The sequence below is a fragment of the Burkholderia sp. KCJ3K979 genome (assembly GCF_016759955.1).
Classification (GTDB): domain Bacteria; phylum Pseudomonadota; class Gammaproteobacteria; order Burkholderiales; family Burkholderiaceae; genus Burkholderia; species Burkholderia orbicola.
This window is the reverse complement of the sequence record NZ_JACFYV010000025.1, coordinates 37,479-53,975: the sequence shown is the minus strand read 5'-3', so window position 1 is coordinate 53,975 and position 16,497 is coordinate 37,479. Positions and strand designations below refer to the sequence as shown.

Annotated in this window: 14 protein-coding genes, 1 tRNA gene and 1 pseudogene; 12 read left to right on the top strand and 4 right to left on the bottom strand. The window is 67.1% G+C overall.

The features are described from left to right. From H3O04_RS09000 to glmS, 6 genes and pseudogenes are all read left to right on the top strand, one after another. Positions 1-455, top strand: a pseudogene (locus H3O04_RS09000) (polymer-forming cytoskeletal protein); the annotation flags it as partial. Positions 456-465: 10 nt separating this feature from the next. Then, positions 466-1,479, top strand: coding sequence for a YaiO family outer membrane beta-barrel protein (locus H3O04_RS08995; RefSeq protein ID WP_202587517.1), 1,014 nt, complete (start codon positions 466-468; stop codon positions 1,477-1,479). A 13-nt stretch (positions 1,480-1,492) separates the two neighbouring features. Then, entirely contained in the window at positions 1,493-2,263 is a 771-nt protein-coding gene (locus tag H3O04_RS08990) for a hypothetical protein (protein ID WP_202587516.1), read from the top strand. 334 nt (positions 2,264-2,597) lie between these two features. After that, a complete protein-coding gene (locus H3O04_RS08985; protein WP_202587515.1) occupies positions 2,598-4,742 on the top strand; it encodes a polysaccharide deacetylase family protein in 2,145 nt (714 codons plus the stop codon). 92 nt (positions 4,743-4,834) lie between these two features. After that, on the top strand, positions 4,835-5,923 hold the full coding sequence (locus H3O04_RS08980) for a hypothetical protein (RefSeq protein WP_202587514.1): 1,089 nt from the start codon (positions 4,835-4,837) through the stop codon (positions 5,921-5,923). 49 nt (positions 5,924-5,972) lie between these two features. Then, positions 5,973-7,790 carry a glutamine--fructose-6-phosphate transaminase (isomerizing) gene (gene glmS, locus H3O04_RS08975; RefSeq protein ID WP_124467901.1) on the top strand — a complete coding sequence of 606 codons (1,818 nt, stop codon included), beginning with the start codon at positions 5,973-5,975 and terminating at the stop codon, positions 7,788-7,790. 51 nt (positions 7,791-7,841) lie between these two features. Here glmS and H3O04_RS08970 read toward each other — a convergent pair. Both H3O04_RS08970 and H3O04_RS08965 read right to left on the bottom strand, forming a co-directional pair. Then, positions 7,842-7,918 (bottom strand) — tRNA-Arg (locus H3O04_RS08970). A 160-nt stretch (positions 7,919-8,078) separates the two neighbouring features. Beyond that, positions 8,079-8,909 (bottom strand): undecaprenyl-diphosphate phosphatase, encoded by an 831-nt coding sequence (locus tag H3O04_RS08965; protein ID WP_011545102.1) that lies wholly within the window; start codon positions 8,907-8,909, stop codon positions 8,079-8,081. A gap of 479 nt (positions 8,910-9,388) precedes the next feature. On the opposite strand from H3O04_RS08965, the gene H3O04_RS08960 reads away from it, so the two are divergent. From H3O04_RS08960 to H3O04_RS08940, 5 genes are all read left to right on the top strand, one after another. Next, positions 9,389-10,300, top strand: coding sequence for an aldose epimerase family protein (locus H3O04_RS08960; RefSeq protein WP_202587513.1), 912 nt, complete (start codon positions 9,389-9,391; stop codon positions 10,298-10,300). A gap of 131 nt (positions 10,301-10,431) precedes the next feature. After that, complete coding sequence (locus H3O04_RS08955; protein ID WP_006476318.1) at positions 10,432-11,133, top strand: peptidoglycan DD-metalloendopeptidase family protein; 702 nt, start codon at positions 10,432-10,434, stop codon at positions 11,131-11,133. A gap of 367 nt (positions 11,134-11,500) precedes the next feature. After that, the gene (locus H3O04_RS08950) at positions 11,501-13,120 is read left to right on the top strand and encodes an acyl-CoA synthetase (protein WP_023475520.1); all 1,620 of its coding nucleotides are present in this window, start codon (positions 11,501-11,503) and stop codon (positions 13,118-13,120) included. 72 nt (positions 13,121-13,192) lie between these two features. Next, positions 13,193-13,513 carry a DUF2288 domain-containing protein gene (locus H3O04_RS08945; protein WP_012328256.1) on the top strand — a complete coding sequence of 107 codons (321 nt, stop codon included), beginning with the start codon at positions 13,193-13,195 and terminating at the stop codon, positions 13,511-13,513. A gap of 10 nt (positions 13,514-13,523) precedes the next feature. Beyond that, a complete protein-coding gene (locus H3O04_RS08940; RefSeq protein WP_202587512.1) occupies positions 13,524-14,903 on the top strand; it encodes an MATE family efflux transporter in 1,380 nt (459 codons plus the stop codon). 25 nt (positions 14,904-14,928) lie between these two features. Here H3O04_RS08940 and H3O04_RS08935 read toward each other — a convergent pair whose 3' ends face one another. Next, entirely contained in the window at positions 14,929-15,105 is a 177-nt protein-coding gene (locus H3O04_RS08935; RefSeq protein ID WP_175682797.1) for a hypothetical protein, read from the bottom strand. Positions 15,106-15,241: 136 nt separating this feature from the next. On the opposite strand from H3O04_RS08935, the gene H3O04_RS08930 reads away from it, so the two are divergent. Beyond that, on the top strand, positions 15,242-15,412 hold the full coding sequence (locus H3O04_RS08930; RefSeq protein ID WP_006476323.1) for a hypothetical protein: 171 nt from the start codon (positions 15,242-15,244) through the stop codon (positions 15,410-15,412). Positions 15,413-15,616: 204 nt separating this feature from the next. Here H3O04_RS08930 and H3O04_RS08925 read toward each other — a convergent pair whose 3' ends face one another. Next, positions 15,617-16,423 (bottom strand): GNAT family N-acetyltransferase, encoded by an 807-nt coding sequence (locus H3O04_RS08925; protein WP_011694249.1) that lies wholly within the window; start codon positions 16,421-16,423, stop codon positions 15,617-15,619. Positions 16,424-16,497 lie beyond the last annotated feature (74 nt).

The window sequence follows — 16,497 nt, the reverse complement described above, 5'->3', positions numbered from 1 at the left end:
CTGACACACTGGCCGCCCCGCGCCGCGCGATCTCGCTCACCCGCCACTTCGCGTCGCTGCCGCATCGCTTCCTGCACGGCCGTTACCTGCTGCCGTGCGACGTTCGCCTGCCCACGCACACGGTCGTGCAGGGCAACCTGATCGTCGAAGGCGCGCTCGTCCTCGGCGAGGGCTGCGTGCTGCGCGGCAGCGTCAAGGCGCATCGCGTCGAACTCGAACGTCATGCGTTGCTGCACGGCGCGGTATTCGCGCGCGACGACGTGTTGCTCGCCCACGCGAGCTGCATCGACGGCGTCGTGTCGGCCGGCGGCCTGCTGCGCCTGACGGGGGCGCGCATCGGCGTCGCCGGTCACCCGGTCAGTGCGTGCGCGCGCGACGTCTCGATCATCAATCATGCGTGCGTGCATGGCGATCTCGTGGCGTGGCGCAGCGGCTGGTTCCACACATCCCGTTAAGGAGCGCCTCATGTCCGATCGCCCCAGCCATCGCGGCCCGCGCGTGCCGGTTGCCACTCTCGCGATGCTGTGCGGCGTCGCCTTCGGCGCGCCCGCGGCGCTGGCGGAGCAGCCGGACGATGCCGCCGCCACGCCGGCCGTGCAGCCTCCGGAGCCCGCGACCGTCATCACGCCACGGATGCGCGACGAGTCGATGTTCGTGCGCGTGGACGCCGAAGGCCTGCCGGACGGCGTGCCGCTCGCCGAATTCACGCCCGAGGATACGAACCGGCCGCCGCTGCCCGATGCAGTCGTCACGCATGTGCAGGCGCCGCAGGAATCGCACACCGAATTGACGCTCGGCTATTCGAACGCACACCTGACGCACGGCTACGGCGACTGGTACGGCGTGCATCTGCGCGGCGTCTACCAGGATGGCGGCCGCACCGTGCTCGGCGAACTGGCGCAACTGCACCGCTTCGGCGAGAACACGCAGCTCGGCGCGCTGACCTACGTGCAGGACCTCGGCCCCGACTGGTTCGGCGGGATCGGTTTTTCCGGCACCACATCGGGCACGATCCTGCCGAGTGCGCGCGTCGACGTGTCGATCAACCGCAAGCTATTGTCCGATCGTTCGCTGGTCGTGTCGCTCGGCGCCGGCTACGCATGGAACCGCAGCGGCCACCGTGATCAGCTGTATCACGCGGGCGTGATCTGGTATGCGTTGCCGAAGTGGATTTTCGAGGCGGGCGCGAACTATACGGTCGATTCACCCGGATCGGTGAAGGCGCCGGCGTACTACGGCGCCGTCACCTACGGCGAGGTCGGCAAGAGCGTGATCGTGCTGCGCGGCGGCGTCGGCCGCGAGGCGTATCAGGTCACCGGGTCCGGCACGCAGATCGCGGATTTCCGCAGCCACGAGATCACCGCGAAATGGCGCTACTGGTTCACGCGCAAGTGGGGTACGCAGCTCGAATTCGACTATTACCACAACCCTTACTACTCACGAATCGGCGGCGAGCTCAGCGTCTTCTATCGCTGGTAGCCGGGCGGGCGCCATGCAGACGCATCCCGTCCGTCCTCCCGTCGATCGTTCGCTGCGCACCCACGCGCATCCGCAGCGCTGGCTGTCGTCGATCGCGCTGCTGACGCCCGCGCTGTATGCGTCGCTGTGGTTCGGCTTGCCGCTGGCGTGGCGCTACTGGCGCGCGGTCATGGCGTGGGGCGCGCACCAGCTCGATCCGGCGCTTCACGTGATCGTGATCGGTTACCCGCCCGACGCACCGCGCGTGCCGCTGCTGTCGATCGACGTCGCGGCCCGCATGCCGGGCGGCATGCTGCTGGCCGCCACCACCGCGCTCTGCGCGACCGGCTTCGCCGCATCGTTCATCCGGCGGGCGAACTGGTTGCCTGTTGCATATCTGTTACGTATCGCGAGCTTCACCCAGTTGCTGATCTGCGCGTACTTCTGGCTCGCGCCCGGCACGTTTCCGTATGTCCCGCAATTGCACCTGCGCGACATGTTCGTGCTGCACGGCGCGGCGATCGCAGTGATCCCGCTGGTGATGGCCGCGCTGTACTACCCGCTCGATTTCTCGCTGCTGCAAAAAGCCGTCGCGTCGCTGCTGGTGCTCGGCTACTTCGTGTTCGCGCTGCCGTTCGTGATGCTGCTGCACGCGACGATCATCCATCACGGCTCGCTGCTGTTCTTGCCGTTCTGCTATTTCCTGCTCGGCGGGCCGCTGCTGATCGGCCTGCTGGTCACGCTCTATACCTACTGCGCAAGCTGGCCCGGCGCACTGACGCGCGATCGCGATTCCGTCTGCTGATAGCGCGTTCAAACGCGCCGTATCAGCGATGAAACGAATCCGCCGCGTTTCCGGCCCTGCCGCCCGGCCCGCATCGCAGGAAGCCAGCAGGACCGGGCCTCCTGCGCCAATGGCACGTTGTTCGCTTCTTTCAATACGTCGCATCGAGTCCTCTCATCGGCGAAGGCAGCGCGGCGCCCCGGCGCCCTGGCGCGATCCGTCCGCCGTCGACATGCACCGCTCGATACCCGACGAACCGGACAGCCGCACACACCTACGGGGCTGGATTGGTCGACCTGGCGGCATGCGCGTTCCGGCTGCCGCACGCCCCCATTCCTTGAGCGAGGAGCACACCATGTTGGCAAAGTCAGGCAAGTTCTTGCGGATCCTGTTCGCGCTGTTCGCGCTCGCGTTCGCATTCAGTCCGGGCGGCGTTCAGGCGGCCACCAACCAGCTTCTCCTGTTGGTGCCCGATACGCTGACGCTGCCCGATTCGCGCGTGTCCGCATGGCTCGACAGTGCGCAGGAAGAAGGGCTGCAGATCACGGTGATGACCGACAGCCAGTTCATGGCGGCCGGCGCGTCGCTGTCGCAGTATCCGGGCCTGATCCTGCCCGACCAGGTGCATACGACAGCCGCCGATGCGCTCGTGACGGCGATCCAGAACTACGCACTGAACGGCGGCAAGGTGATGCTCGTCTACGATTTCGGCGTGCTGAATTCGGCCGGCTTCTACGTCAGCCCGAAATCGCGCTTCAGCAGCATGGTCGGTGTGGACTATGTGCTGTATGACCAATACGGCGGCAACATGATCGGCCTCGGCAACGTGACCGGCATGAGCAGCTGGCTGCGCACGCTCCAGGTGCCTCCCGGCAAGTCGATGGCATGGACCACGGCTTCGTCGAGCACCACGACCACGACCGCGACCGCACTCGCTTCGACGAGCACCTCGGGCACGTCGACGAACGCGTCGTCAGGCAGCGCGCAGTTCCTGGCCGCCAGCCCGTCGAACCCGGGCGGCCTCGCCAATTACAACCACGACGCATGGTTCAAGTACACGACGCCGCCCACGGGCAGCGGCGTGCTGAACCAGACAACTCCGAAGCTGACCGGCACCGTGACCGGCAAGCTGAAGAAGACCACGACGTATTCCGCCAATTCGCTCCTGAGCACGTCGACCGGCAAGACGGCCAACACGCTCGCGTCGACGCTGGCCACCACCAGCGACACGCTCGAAGGCATCTCCGGCTACGTGTACGGCTTCCTCACCTATCCGAGCTTCGTCACGCAGGGGACGTACACCGGCACGACGATCCTGACCTCGCCGACCTTCGGGCTGGTGTCCGGCTACAACACGTACGGCAACGGCGGCGTGCTGTTCGTCAACCTGCCGCTCGCCTACCTCGACGGCCAGACCGACGGCATGCTGATTCACGGCTACCTGCATTATTTCGGCACGCAGATGCTGAACCTGCCGTCACTGTCGCCGCTGCCGAAGGCGATGGCCGGGCTCGTGTTCAACTGGCACTTCTGCGCGGGCGACCAGATCCAGCCGGCGCTGCAACTGAAGAACCTCGGCGTATGGAACAACGGGCCGTTCTCGCTCGTGATCACGGCCGGGCCGGATGAAGCAACCTTCGGCGACGGCAACGGCATCAATCTCGCGAACAACCCGACCGCGCAGAGCCTCCTGAGGTATTTCGTGTCCAAGGGCCATCGCGTCGGCAGCCACGGCGGCTGGATTCACGATTACTGGGGAGCGAATGCGAGCGAAACGAACGCGAGCACGTTCACGCAGTACCTCGTGATGAACCATCAGGCCGTCCAGGCCACGACCGGCCAGCCGGACGTCGAGTACGCGGCGCCGGAAGGCAACACGCCGACCTGGTCGGTCAACTGGCTCGAAAGCAACGGCTTCAACGGCTACTACTTCACCGGCCACACCGGCTCGGCACCGACCCGCGCATACCGCAACGGCGCGTTGCTGAACCCCGGCCTGTGGGCGTACCCCGTGATGCCGTTCGGCAAGTACGCGACGTTCGAGGAGTTCCAGCAATACGCGGTGCCGACGGCCGACGTCAACAACTGGTACGCATCCCTGATGAACTTCGTCGTCGCGAACCGCACGAGCCGGCTGATCTATGCGCATCCGCTGGGCGCGTCGTCCTACACGTCGACGTTGTCCGCGATCTTCTCGCAAGCCAATACGCTGAAACTGACGGGTCAGTTCAAGTGGTACACGATGAGTGACATCACGACCTTCGATCGTGCACGCCTGAACGTCACGTGGTCGGCCACCGACACGGGCAGCGGCTGGACGTTCGCCGCCAGCCATCCGACCAGCCTCGCGAACATGACGTGGCTGCTGCCGAAGAAGGGCTTCGCGCTGCCGATCATCACGCAAGGCTTCGGCAGCGTCGTCATCACCGACTCGACGTACTGGCTCGTGACCGCGAACAGCGGCACCAGTCTCAAGTTCACCAGCGCCAAGGTACACTGAGCCGCGACATCGACACACCCGCCGGCGCGCGGCGCGGCCAACGCCGCGCGCGGCGGGATTTGCGCAGGACCATCGCGCAGGAGCCCCCCATCATGAACAGGCCCGCGCTTTTCCCGGCCGCACGCGCACGCGTGGCGGCCACCGCCCGGCTATGCCGCCTGTGGTGCGTCGCCTGCTGTGTCGCCGCGTGCGGCGTCGCGCTGCAGGCGAGTGCCGCCGAACTCCAGCTCAACGGACTCTACCAACGCCCCGACGGCGCGATCACCGTGCGCCTGAACGGCGCCGGCATCGATCCTTATTTCGCGGCGAAGGCGCTGCTCGGCGCCGCAGACGCCGGGCTCGACGCCCATCAGGCCGCGCTCGCCTGGATCGCGTGGCTGCTGCCGCGCCAGCGCCCGGACGGCGGGTTCGATCGCTACTGCGTGAAGAGCGGCCAGTACAGCTCATGCGCCGAAGCCGACGCCGACGATGCGATGATGGCGACCTGGATCGAACTGCTCGCCCGCTTCGCGCCGCCCGAGGGCCTGCCCGCCGCATGGGAACTCAGCCTCGATCGCGCGGCCGCGCATCTGGACGCGCTGCTCGGCAAGCCCGCGGGCGTCTATCAGATCTCGTCGACGCTGCACGTCGCGCTGCTGATGGACAACGTCGAGGTCCACAGCGCGTTCCAGGCGCTCGCCGCGTATTACGTCCGGCATGGCGACGCCACGCGCGCCGGCCCGTGGGGCCAGCGCGCCGACCGGCTCGCGTCCGCGATCCTGAAGGTGTTCTGGCGCGGCACGCAGTCCGGCTTTCGCGCGAGCACGCAGCGCATCAGCGACACGACGTTCTATCCGGCGAAAGTCGCGCAGGTCTTTCCGCTTCTTTCCGGTATTCAGGTTCCCCAGCAATCGAACGAGACGATCTACGCGCAGTGGATGCAGAAGTACGGCAAGACCTGGCTGCAACTCGCCAGCTCCGATTATCCGTGGGGCTTGATCGCACTGGTCGCATTCAAGATGAACGACATGAACACGGTCGCGTGCTGGCATGCACGATCGGGGCCGTACCGGCACGGCGCGCACTGGAACGTACTGGAGGAGGCGCTTTACCTGGCATTCGAAAGCCGGATGGCCGACCCGGTCGCACCCGCTCGATGCGGCTTCACGACGGCGGCGACAACGGAGACCGCGTCACGCTGATCCACGCGTGCGCACGGTCCGGGGAAATCTACAGGGAAGGAGACGTGTCATGTGTGGCATCGTCGGCGCGGTCGCGCAACGGGATATCGTCCCGATTCTGATCGAAGGTTTGCGCCGCCTCGAATATCGCGGCTACGATTCATGCGGGGTGGCGACCGTCGTCGACGGCCAGGCACGCCGCGAGCGCAGCATGTCGCGCGTCGCCGATCTCGACGCCCACGTGCGCAGCGCCGGCCTCGCCGGCAGCACCGGCATCGCGCACACGCGCTGGGCAACCCACGGCGCGCCCGCGACGTGCAACGCGCATCCGATCTTCTCGCGCGACGAAATCGCGCTGGTGCACAACGGCATCATCGAGAACCATGAAACGTTGCGCAAGCAACTGTCCGACGAGCACTACGAATTCGACGGCCAGACCGACACCGAGGTGGTCGCGCATCTGATCCACAGCAAGTATCGCGGCGACCTGCTCGCCGCCGTGCGCGATGCGACCTCGCAACTGCACGGCGCCTACGCGATCGCGGTGTTCAGCAAGCACGAGCCGCAGCGGCTGATCGGCGCGCGGGCCGGCTCGCCGCTCGTCGTCGGCGTGAAGGACGGCGAATGCTTTCTCGCGTCCGATGCGCTCGCGCTCGCCGGCATCACCGACCGCTTCATCTTTCTCGAGGAAGGCGACATCGTCGAACTGACGCCGGGCGGCGTGCGGGTACTCGATCGCACCGGCGCGCCGATCGAACGCGCGATACAAACCATTTCGTCCGTGCAGGGCGTGGTCGAGCTCGGCCCCTACCGGCACTTCATGCAGAAAGAAATTTTCGAGCAGCCGCAGGCCGTGGCCGCGACGATCCCCGATGCCGGGCTGTTCGATCCCGCCGTATTCGGCCCGGACGCCGCGCGCGCGTTCGAGCAGATCGACAACGTGCTGATCCTCGCGTGCGGCACGAGCCACTACTCCGGCCTGACCGCACGCCGCTGGCTCGAGACGATCGCACGCATCCCCGCGCAGGTCGAGATTGCGAGCGAATACCGTTACAGCGATGCGCTCGCGATGCCCAATACGCTGGTGGTCAGCGTGTCGCAATCCGGCGAGACCGCCGACACGCTCGCCGCCCTCAAGTACGCGCAGGCGCTCGGCCACATCGACACGCTGGCGATCTGCAACGTGCCGACCAGCGCGATGATGCGCCAGACCGGCCTGCGCTTCCTGACGCGGGCCGGCCCGGAAATCGGCGTCGCGTCGACCAAGGCGTTCACGACGCAGCTCGTCGCGCTGTTCATTCTCGCGGTGACGCTCGGGCGACTGCGCGGCTACGTCGACGATGCGCAACTCGCGCGCTATACGACGCAGTTGCGGCGCCTGCCCGGCGCGCTCGAAGACGTGCTGGGGCTGGAGTCGCAGATCGCGCGCTGGGCGGCGGAATTCTCGCAGCATGAAAACGCGCTGTTTCTCGGGCGCGGGCTGCACTACCCGATCGCGCTCGAAGGCGCGTTGAAGCTGAAGGAGATTTCGTATATCCACGCGGAAGCGTACCCGGCGGGCGAGCTGAAACACGGGCCGCTCGCGCTCGTCACGCACACGATGCCCGTTGCGACGATCGCGCCGAACGATGCGCTGCTCGAAAAGCTCAAGTCGAACATGCAGGAAGTGCGGGCGCGCGGCGGACAGCTTTACGTGTTCGCGGATGCCGATACGCGGATCGACAACGGCGAAGGCGTGTCGGTATTGCGGATGCCGGATTATTACGGGTTGCTGTCGCCGATTCTGCACGTCGTGCCGTTGCAGTTGCTCGCGTATCACGCGGCGTGCTTGCGCGGCGCGGATATCGACAAGCCGAGGAATCTCGCGAAATCGGTGACGGTGGAGTGATGCGCTCGCGTAATCCGGGGTGGCCCCGGGAAGATCGCCCAGTGATCAAACTGGCCCGCCCTACACGATTCGAACGTGTGACCTACGGCTTAGAAGGCCGTTGCTCTATCCAACTGAGCTAAGGGCGGTCGGGGGAGAAAAGACATGGCCTGACACGGACCGCATTCGGCATCGGGGTTTTGAGCAACAACAACTCAAAGCCCCGAAACAAAACGGGCCCGACACGAAGCCGAGCCCGAAATTATACCCGATCATCGCGCCAGATCACGCGAGATCGGCGCCGCCGCATCAAACCGGCTGCGGATGCAGCATGAACCAGCCGAGACAGAACACGCCGGCGATCACGCAATACACGCCGAACGACGCGAGCCGGCCGCGCCCTTCGAAATAGCGCATCAGGAACCGCACGCTCAGGTACGCGGCGATCGCCGTCAGCACGCCGCCGAGCAGTGCGTCCGCGAGCTGGTCGCGCGCATGGAACAGCTTCGGCAGTTCGAGCACGCCCGCGGCAAAGATGATCGGCGTGCCGAGCAGAAACGAGAATTCCGCCGCCTTTTCCGCCGTCAGCCCGGCCACATTGCCGGCAATCATCGTCAGCCCGCTGCGCGAGAAGCCCGGAATCAGCGCGCCGATCTGCGCGAGCCCCACGAAGAACGCCTGCTTGAACGTCATTTTCTCGGGCGCCTGATGCGCGCGGCTGCGCTGGATGCGATCGCCGAGCCACAGCAACACGCCGTTGACGATCAGCGCGATCGCGACGATCCGCAGATCGTGAAACACGCGCTCGATGCGCTTCTCGAGCAGCAGCCCGACGATGCCGGTCGGGATCGTGCCGATGATCAGCGCCCACATCAGGTGGCCGTCGTCGTTCTTGCGGCCGCCGAGCTGCGCGAAGAAACCGCCGATCAGCGCGATCCAGCGCGCGCGGAAATACCACAGCAGCGCCAGCGCGGTGCCGAGGTGGAGTGCGACGAGGAACGGCAGCAGTTGCGGCGCGTGCTTGTCGATGTGCATGCCGAACAGCGCCGGCACGAGCAGCGTATGGCCAAGGCTGCTGACGGGGAAGAGTTCGGTGACGCCCTGCAGGACGCTCAGGAATACCAGAAACCAGAGGCTCACGCGTCGGTCCTTTTAGTGAAGATTAAGCGGGAAGGAAGGCGGACGACGCGATGCGCGTCCTGGAAAACGCGCCCCGATTATGCCGAGCCCGGATTACTGCGCCAAGGCATTTGGCAGGATATTGCGGCGCTGCACACAAACGCTTGCAATTTGTAAGCGCCCAGAAAGCAAAAAGCCCGCCATTTGCATGGCGGGCCTGTCGACTTCGGCAGAAATTGCCGTCAGCGGCCGAGCTGATAGAAAAATAATACCGTGCTGCCGGTAAACATGCCGAACAGTGCGATTCCCATTGCCATTGCCAGATCCATGGCCCCCTCCACGAAGTGTCATGACCCGGCAACATCACCGGTTTAGAGGCATTATCGCGACCGTCGACAATGTTAAAAACTCGCAATTTCCCGAGAAGGGTTTTCCCCGACCGACTGCGGCCCGATAATGGAACGCCCGTTGCTCCCGTCACCCGCCCAACCCGATTCGCCATGCCGATCTTCCAGCAACACGACATTCACGAACTTCACGCCGGCCCGTCGCTCGTCCGGGTCGCCCCGCAATTCGGCGGCCGCCTGCTGTCCTGGCACGTCGATGGCGAACCGGTGATCTTCTGGCCGGAAACCGCCGACTGGAGCAACCTCGCCCGCGTGCGCGGCGGCAATCCGCTGCTGTTCCCGTTCCTCGGCCGCCACCGCGTCGACGGCGAGATCGGCCGCTGGCGCGACGCCGCCGGCGTGGTCCGCGACTTGCCGATGCACGGCTTCGCGCGCGATCTGCCGTTCGACGCGCAGCCGTCGGCCGACGGCGCCGCGCTGTCGATGACGCTCGACGCGAACGACGCGCTGCGCGCGAGCTACCCGTTCGATTTCCGGTTCGACACCACGTACCGGCTGGCCGACGCGCATACGCTCGACGTCGCGCTGACGACGACCAATCGCGGCGACACGCCGCTGCCCTACTACGCCGGCCACCATTTCTACTTCGCGCTGCCGCACGGCGAGCGGGCCGACACCCTCCTCGAGTTGCCGCCGACCCGCCGTTGCCAGCAGCGCGCGGACGGCTCGATCAGCCCGCTCGAACCAGGTGAAGCCCGCTACCGCCTCGACGATCCGGACATCCTCGACCGCTTCCACTGCCTCGACGGTACGCCGCCCACGCCAGTGCGCATCGTGATGCCGGGCCGCCGCCGCACGATCGAGATCGCGCTGGACGTGCCAGGCTCGATCCCGTGGTACGCGGTCACCACCTGGACCGAAAAGCCGGATTCGGACTTCTATTGCGTCGAGCCGTGGCTCGGCCTGCCCGATGCGATCCACAACGGCCTCGGGCTGCGCATGCTCGCGCCGGGTGCGACCGAAACGGCCACGCTGCGAATCCGCGTGACCCCGCTGGCCGGCTGATTCGACCCGCACCGATGCGGGCGCGACAGCAGCGCCAGCGCCCGAAACTGCGGTGCGCGGGTCGAACCCGTTAAAATCGGACGTTTTGTGTTGCCTGCCGCGTCACGCGCGGCAGGGTCTTGCGAGGTTCAATGTTCGGAACAACAACGAAGCGACTCTTCGCAGCCGCCTGCGCCGCGCTGCTCGTCGCGTGCGGCTCCGCGCCCGTCGGCCCCGGGTTCTATCGCGTCGAGCGTGGCGACACGCTCTACAAGATCGCGCGCGACAACCGCACGTCGGTACAGAGCATCGTGCGCTGGAACCAGATGACGAACCCCGATGCGATCGAAGTCGGCCAGGTGCTGCGCGTCGCGCCGCCGCCCGGCACGACCACCGCATCGACGCCGTCGACCACCGGCACCGGCAGCGCCGGCCGTGCGCGCCCGGCGCCTTCCGCACCGGTCGAATCGGCCGTGAAGCCGGCCACGAGCATTGCGCTGATCTGGCCGGCGGCCGGCAACGTCGTGCGCACGTTCGACGGCTCGAAATCGAAAGGCATCGACATCGCGAATTCGCCGGGCACGCCGGTGGTCGCGGCCGCGCCGGGTGTCGTGGTCTATGCCGGTAACGGGCTGCGCGGCTACGGCAACCTGATCATCCTGAAGCACAACGCCGATTACCTGACGGCCTACGCGCACAATCGCGCGCTGCTGGTGAAGGAAGGCCAGTCGGTCACGCAAGGGCAATCGATCGCCGAGATGGGCAACAGCGACAGCGATCGTGTCGCACTGCATTTCGAGCTGCGCTACGGCGGCCGCTCGATCGATCCGTCACGCTACCTGCCGGCGCGCTGAGCGCACGACAGACGACACGCGATGCCGGCGCGCATCGCGTGTCGTCGCGGCGAAAACGGAACACATCAAGTCAGCGCTTGCGCAGACGTCCGGTGAAACGGCCGGACAACGGATCGACGTGACGAGCAAACGCCACCAGCACCCCGATTCCGATCAGGCTGAACCCCGCAGCTATCAGAAGCAAATCCATGGTCACACCACTGTTTTGTCTTGATCTTATGCGTCATTGTGGAATCGTGCACTGAGCCTTGCCTATTGGACGAGTCCGAACATTCCCTATCAGCAAACACCATTGTGGATTCGTCTGCGTGAAATCCTGATGTAAGCCGTTCACCCGACGCCACGCTCGACACCAGGAGAGCACGCGATGCTGCCCGCCGCCGACCGCTACGATCACCTCCTCTCCCGCTTCCGCTGGGACATTCCGGCGCGCTACAACATCGGCGTGGACGTGTGCGACAAATGGGCCGACGGCAGCGGACGCGTCGCGCTGATCCACGAAACGGCGCAAGGCGACGTTTCCCGCCTCACGTTCGACGACCTGAAGCATGCTTCTAACCGGCTCGCGAACAGCTTTGCGCGTGCCGGCCTGCGGCGCGGCGACCGGATCGGCATCTTTCTCGCGCAAGGCCCCGAAACGGCCATCGCACACCTGGCCGCGTACAAGTTCGGCGCGATCGCGGTACCGCTCTTCACGCTGTTCGGCGTCGATGCGCTCGAGTACCGGCTCGCGAACAGCGAGGCGGCCGCGCTCGTCACCGACTCGGCCGGTTACGCGAAGATCGCGCCGCTGCGCGCGCAACTGCCGGCGCTGCATACCGTCTACTGCATCGGCGACGATGCGCCCGACGTGCCCGGCGTGCTGCGCTACGATGCGGCGCTCGCCGCCGAGGCGCCGGATTTCGTGCCGGTGGATACGGCCGCAGACGATCCGGCGCTGATCATCTACACGTCCGGCACGACGGGCAAACCGAAGGGCGCGCTGCACGCGCATCGCGTGCTGCTCGGCCATCTGCCGGGCGTCGAGATGTCGCAGCAGTGCTTCCCGCGCGACGCGCGCCTGTTCTGGACGCCCGCCGACTGGGCATGGATCGGCGGGTTGCTCGACGTGCTGCTGCCGTCATGGCATCACGGCGTGCCGGTGCTCGCGCACCGCTTCGAGAAATTCGACGGCGACGCGGCGTTCGCGCTGATGGCGCGGCACGGCGTCACCCACGCCTTTCTGCCGCCCACCGCGCTGAAGCTGATGCGCGCCGTCGTGGCGCCGCGCGAACGCCACACGCTGGCGCTGAAATCGGTCGCGAGCGGCGGCGAATCGCTCGGCACCGAACTGACGGCATGGGGCCGCGATGCGCTCGGCGTAACGATCAACGAGTTCTACGGGCAAACCGAATGCAACATGGTGCTGTCGTCGTGCGCGGCGCTGTTCGATGCGCGGCCCGGCGCGATCGGCAAGGCGGTGCCCGGTCATGCGGTCGCGATCGTCGATGCGCACGGCACGCCGCTGCCGCCCGGCGTCGAAGGCCGCATCGCGGTGCGCCGCCCCGACCCGGTGATGTTTCTCGAATACTGGCGCAACGCCGACGCGACGCGCGACAAGTTCGCGGGCGACTACCTGCTCACCGGCGATACGGGCACGATCGACGCCGACGGCTTCGTGCGCTTCGTCGGCCGCGACGACGACGTGATCACGAGCGCCGGTTACCGGATCGGCCCCGGCCCGATCGAGGACTGCCTGCTCACGCATCCGGCGGTGCGGATGGCCGCCGTCGTCGGCGTGCCCGACGCGACGCGCACCGAGATCGTCAAGGCGTTCGTCGTGCTGAACCCCGGCCACGTCGGCGACGCCGCGCTCGTCGGCGCGCTGCAGGCACATGTGCGCACGCGGCTCGCCGCCCACGAGTACCCGCGCGCGATCGCGTTCGTCGACGCCCTGCCGATGACCGCGACCGGCAAGATCGTCCGGCGCGCGCTGCGCGACGCGTGAGCGCCCCGCTGCCGCTCGGCCCGCCCGGCCGGATGGTTTATAGTGGCGCCACGCAGTCTTTCCAAGAAACCGATGTCCTCTGATCAACACGCCGCGGGCGCGTCGCACAGCCCGCTCTACGCCAAACTCCTCGGCGAAACCGCCAAGATCGACTGGTGCGATCTCGAACGCTTCTTCGCGCAGGGCAAGCTGCTGTCGATCGCGCGCGACCTCGATCTCGTCAGCGTCGCGGAAGCGGTTGCCAGCGACGATGCCGAACAGGTTACGCGCTGGCTGTCGTCCGGCCTCGTCGCGCGCATGCCGGCCGAAACCGCCGCCGACTACGCGGCGCGCAATCCGGAGCTGTGGGCGGTCGTCGTCTCGCCGTGGGTCTGCGTGCAGGAACGCGCCTGACGCATCCGTCATGTCCGGATCCGCCTTACCGCTCGGGGCCGGCAGCACGTCGGCCGCCGTCACGCATCGGCGCGTCCTCGCGCTCGCGTTCCCGATCGTCCTTGCGAACCTGACCCAGCCGATCCTCGGCGCCGTCGACACGGCCGTCGCCGGCCACCTCGACGGGACGCAATATCTCGGCGGCGTCGCGCTCGGCGGGCTGTTCTTCAATTTCGTGTTCTGGGGCTTCGGCTTCCTGCGGATGGGGACGACCGGCCTCGTCGCGCAGGCGCATGGCGCCGGCGACGCCGCCGGAATCCGCCTGAACCTGCTGCGCGCGCTGATCGTCGCGTTCGCGCTCGGCGCCGCGGTGCTGGCGCTGCAGGTGCCGCTGCTGTCGTTCGCGCTGTCCGCGCTCGGCGGCAGCGATGCCGTCCGCGCGACGGCGCTCGCATACAGCCACGCACGGATCTGGAGCGCACCGTTCGCGCTCGCGAACTACGTGGTGCTCGGCTACCTGCTGGGCGTACAGCGCGTCCGGCTCGCACTCGTCGCGCAGGTGTTCATCAACGCGGTGAACATCGGTGCCGTGCTGCTCTACGTGTACGGCTTCGGCTGGGGCATCGCCGGCATCGGTGCCGCCACCGCCACCGCGGACGCGTGCGGCTTCGCGCTCGGTGCGTGGATGCTGTGGCGGCTGCGGCCGCGCGGCCTTGCACCGCTCGCGGTACGCGCGCTTGCCGACCGCGTCGCGCTCAAGCGGCTGATCGTGCTCAATCGCGACATCTTCCTGCGCACGCTGTGCCTGCTCGGCGCGTTCGGCTGGTTCGCGCATCTCGGCGCGAAACAAGGCGACGCGACGCTCGCCGCGAATGCGCTACTGCTGAATTTCCAGACCTTCATGGCGTATGGCCTCGATGGCTTCGCGCATGCGGCCGAGGCGCTCGTCGGCGCGGCGGCCGGTGCGCGCGATCGCCGCGCCTTCCGGCAAGCCGTGCGCGTCACGCTGTTCTGGTCGGCACTCGGCGCGCTGCTGTTCGCGCTCGTTTACTGGGCGGCGGGCGGCTGGATCGTTGCGCGCCTGACCGACCAGGCCGAGATCCGCGCCGTCGCGCTGCGCTACCTGCCGTGGGCCGCGATCTCGCCGATCGTGTCGGTCTGGGGTTTCCTGCTCGACGGCGTGTTCATCGGCGCCACGCAGACGCAATCGCTGATGCGCGCGATGGTCGTGTCGTTGTCGATTTTCGTCGCGGCCACGCTCGCCACTGTCGGCACGTTCGGCAATCACGGCCTCTGGTTCGCGCTGCTGCTGTTCATGGCGGCGCGCGGCGCGACGCTCGCGCGTTACCTGCCGGCGCTGTTGCGGCGCGTTGGCGCCGAACCGCAGGCCGCGCCCGCGGCCCGCGCGTGACTACGGGCCCGGCCGACCGTTACTGCTACTGCACGGGTTTCGGCGGCGGCGCGTCGAGCATCGACGGCGGCGTCATGTCGGTCGGCACGCCGTGATAGTCGGCCGGATCTTCCGGCGGGTGACCGCGGCGGGCCTGACGAGGATCGCTGCTGCAGGCGGCAAGAAGGGATGCGGCCAGCACGGCCAGCACGAAACGGGTCATCAGGTAGGGCTCCGGAAAACGGCGCGCCCATCGCACGCCGGGACCGCGCCGAGTCTAGCGGAAATCCGGTTTCGGGGTTGCGCCGCGCATGTCCTACTATGTACGCATGGCGCTGTGCCGTTGAAAGGAGGCTGCCATGTCGTCTGAGGAAATTGCGGGCCTGATCGGCCTGTTCATCGGTCTGATGGTGCTGGTCGCGCTGTCGTACTTCGAGTCGCGCGAATACAAGCGCAGCCACGAAGGCGAAGGGATGATCCACCACTGGATGGCGGAACACCACCTGCTCGACTGGCGGCGCAAGCACTGAGCGCGCCGCTGTCGTCCGGCCCTCCCACGGGCCGTCCCAGCCGTGCCGCCCTGCGGCACGGTGGTCGTTGCGTGTCTCTGAAATTATCGGGGCCCGATACGCAGACACGGACCGGATACACGAACGCCGTCGTGCGGCAGCTACCGCGCGACGGCGTTTGCTTGCGTGCGCCCCGCCTCGGAGGTGCGGCGCGATTCGGATCGCTCAGCCCAGGAAGTGGCGGGCGTAGCGCGCGTTGATGTCCGACAGACGGAACAGCGTCAGGAAATCCGCGCAGTTGAAGTCGGGATCCCAGGCCGGGGCGCCGCAAATCTTCGCGCCGAGACGCAGGTAACCCTTGATCAGCGGCGGCGGTGCGACGACGGTGCCCGTCTGCAGTTCATCGACCGGCAGGGCCGTGTGCGGGAATGCGCGATACTCGGGCGCCGTCAGCGAGCTCGCCGACAGCGACTGGTACAGGTTCGCCGCGTAGTGGCCGCCGTCGGCCATCGACACGCTCGCGCAGCCGAGCATCGTCTCGTAGCCGTTCTGCATCATGTACGCGCCCAGACCGCCCCACAGCGCCATGATGACGGCGCCGCTGCGGTAGTCGCTGTGCACGCACGAGCGGCCGACCTCGACCATCTTGCCGCGCAGGTGCGTGAGGCGCGACAGGTCGAATTCGCCTTCGGCGTACAGGCGGCCGACACGCGCCGCCTGGTGCGGCGGCAGCACGCGGTACGTACCGACGACTTTCAGCGTGTCGAGATCGCGGACCAGCAGGTGGTCGCAATACACGTCGAACGGATCGACATCGAGACCGGACGGGCCGCTGACCTGCGCGCCCATCTCTTCGGCGAACACGCTGTAGCGCAGGCGCTGGGCTTCGCGCAATTCGTCTTCCGTACGCGCCCATGCGGCGCGCAGGCGATACTCCGATGTGACGGTTTCACTGGCGCGCGGCAGGTGGCGTCGCGACGTGTCGAGGGGCAGCGAGGCAAAAGGGAGCGTAGGCGTCGGCAGTTCTCGCATTAGGCTTTCCTGGTCGTAAGGAATAGGACGACATGCCCGCCAATGTAGTAACCGGCCGTGACCGTTATGTGGCA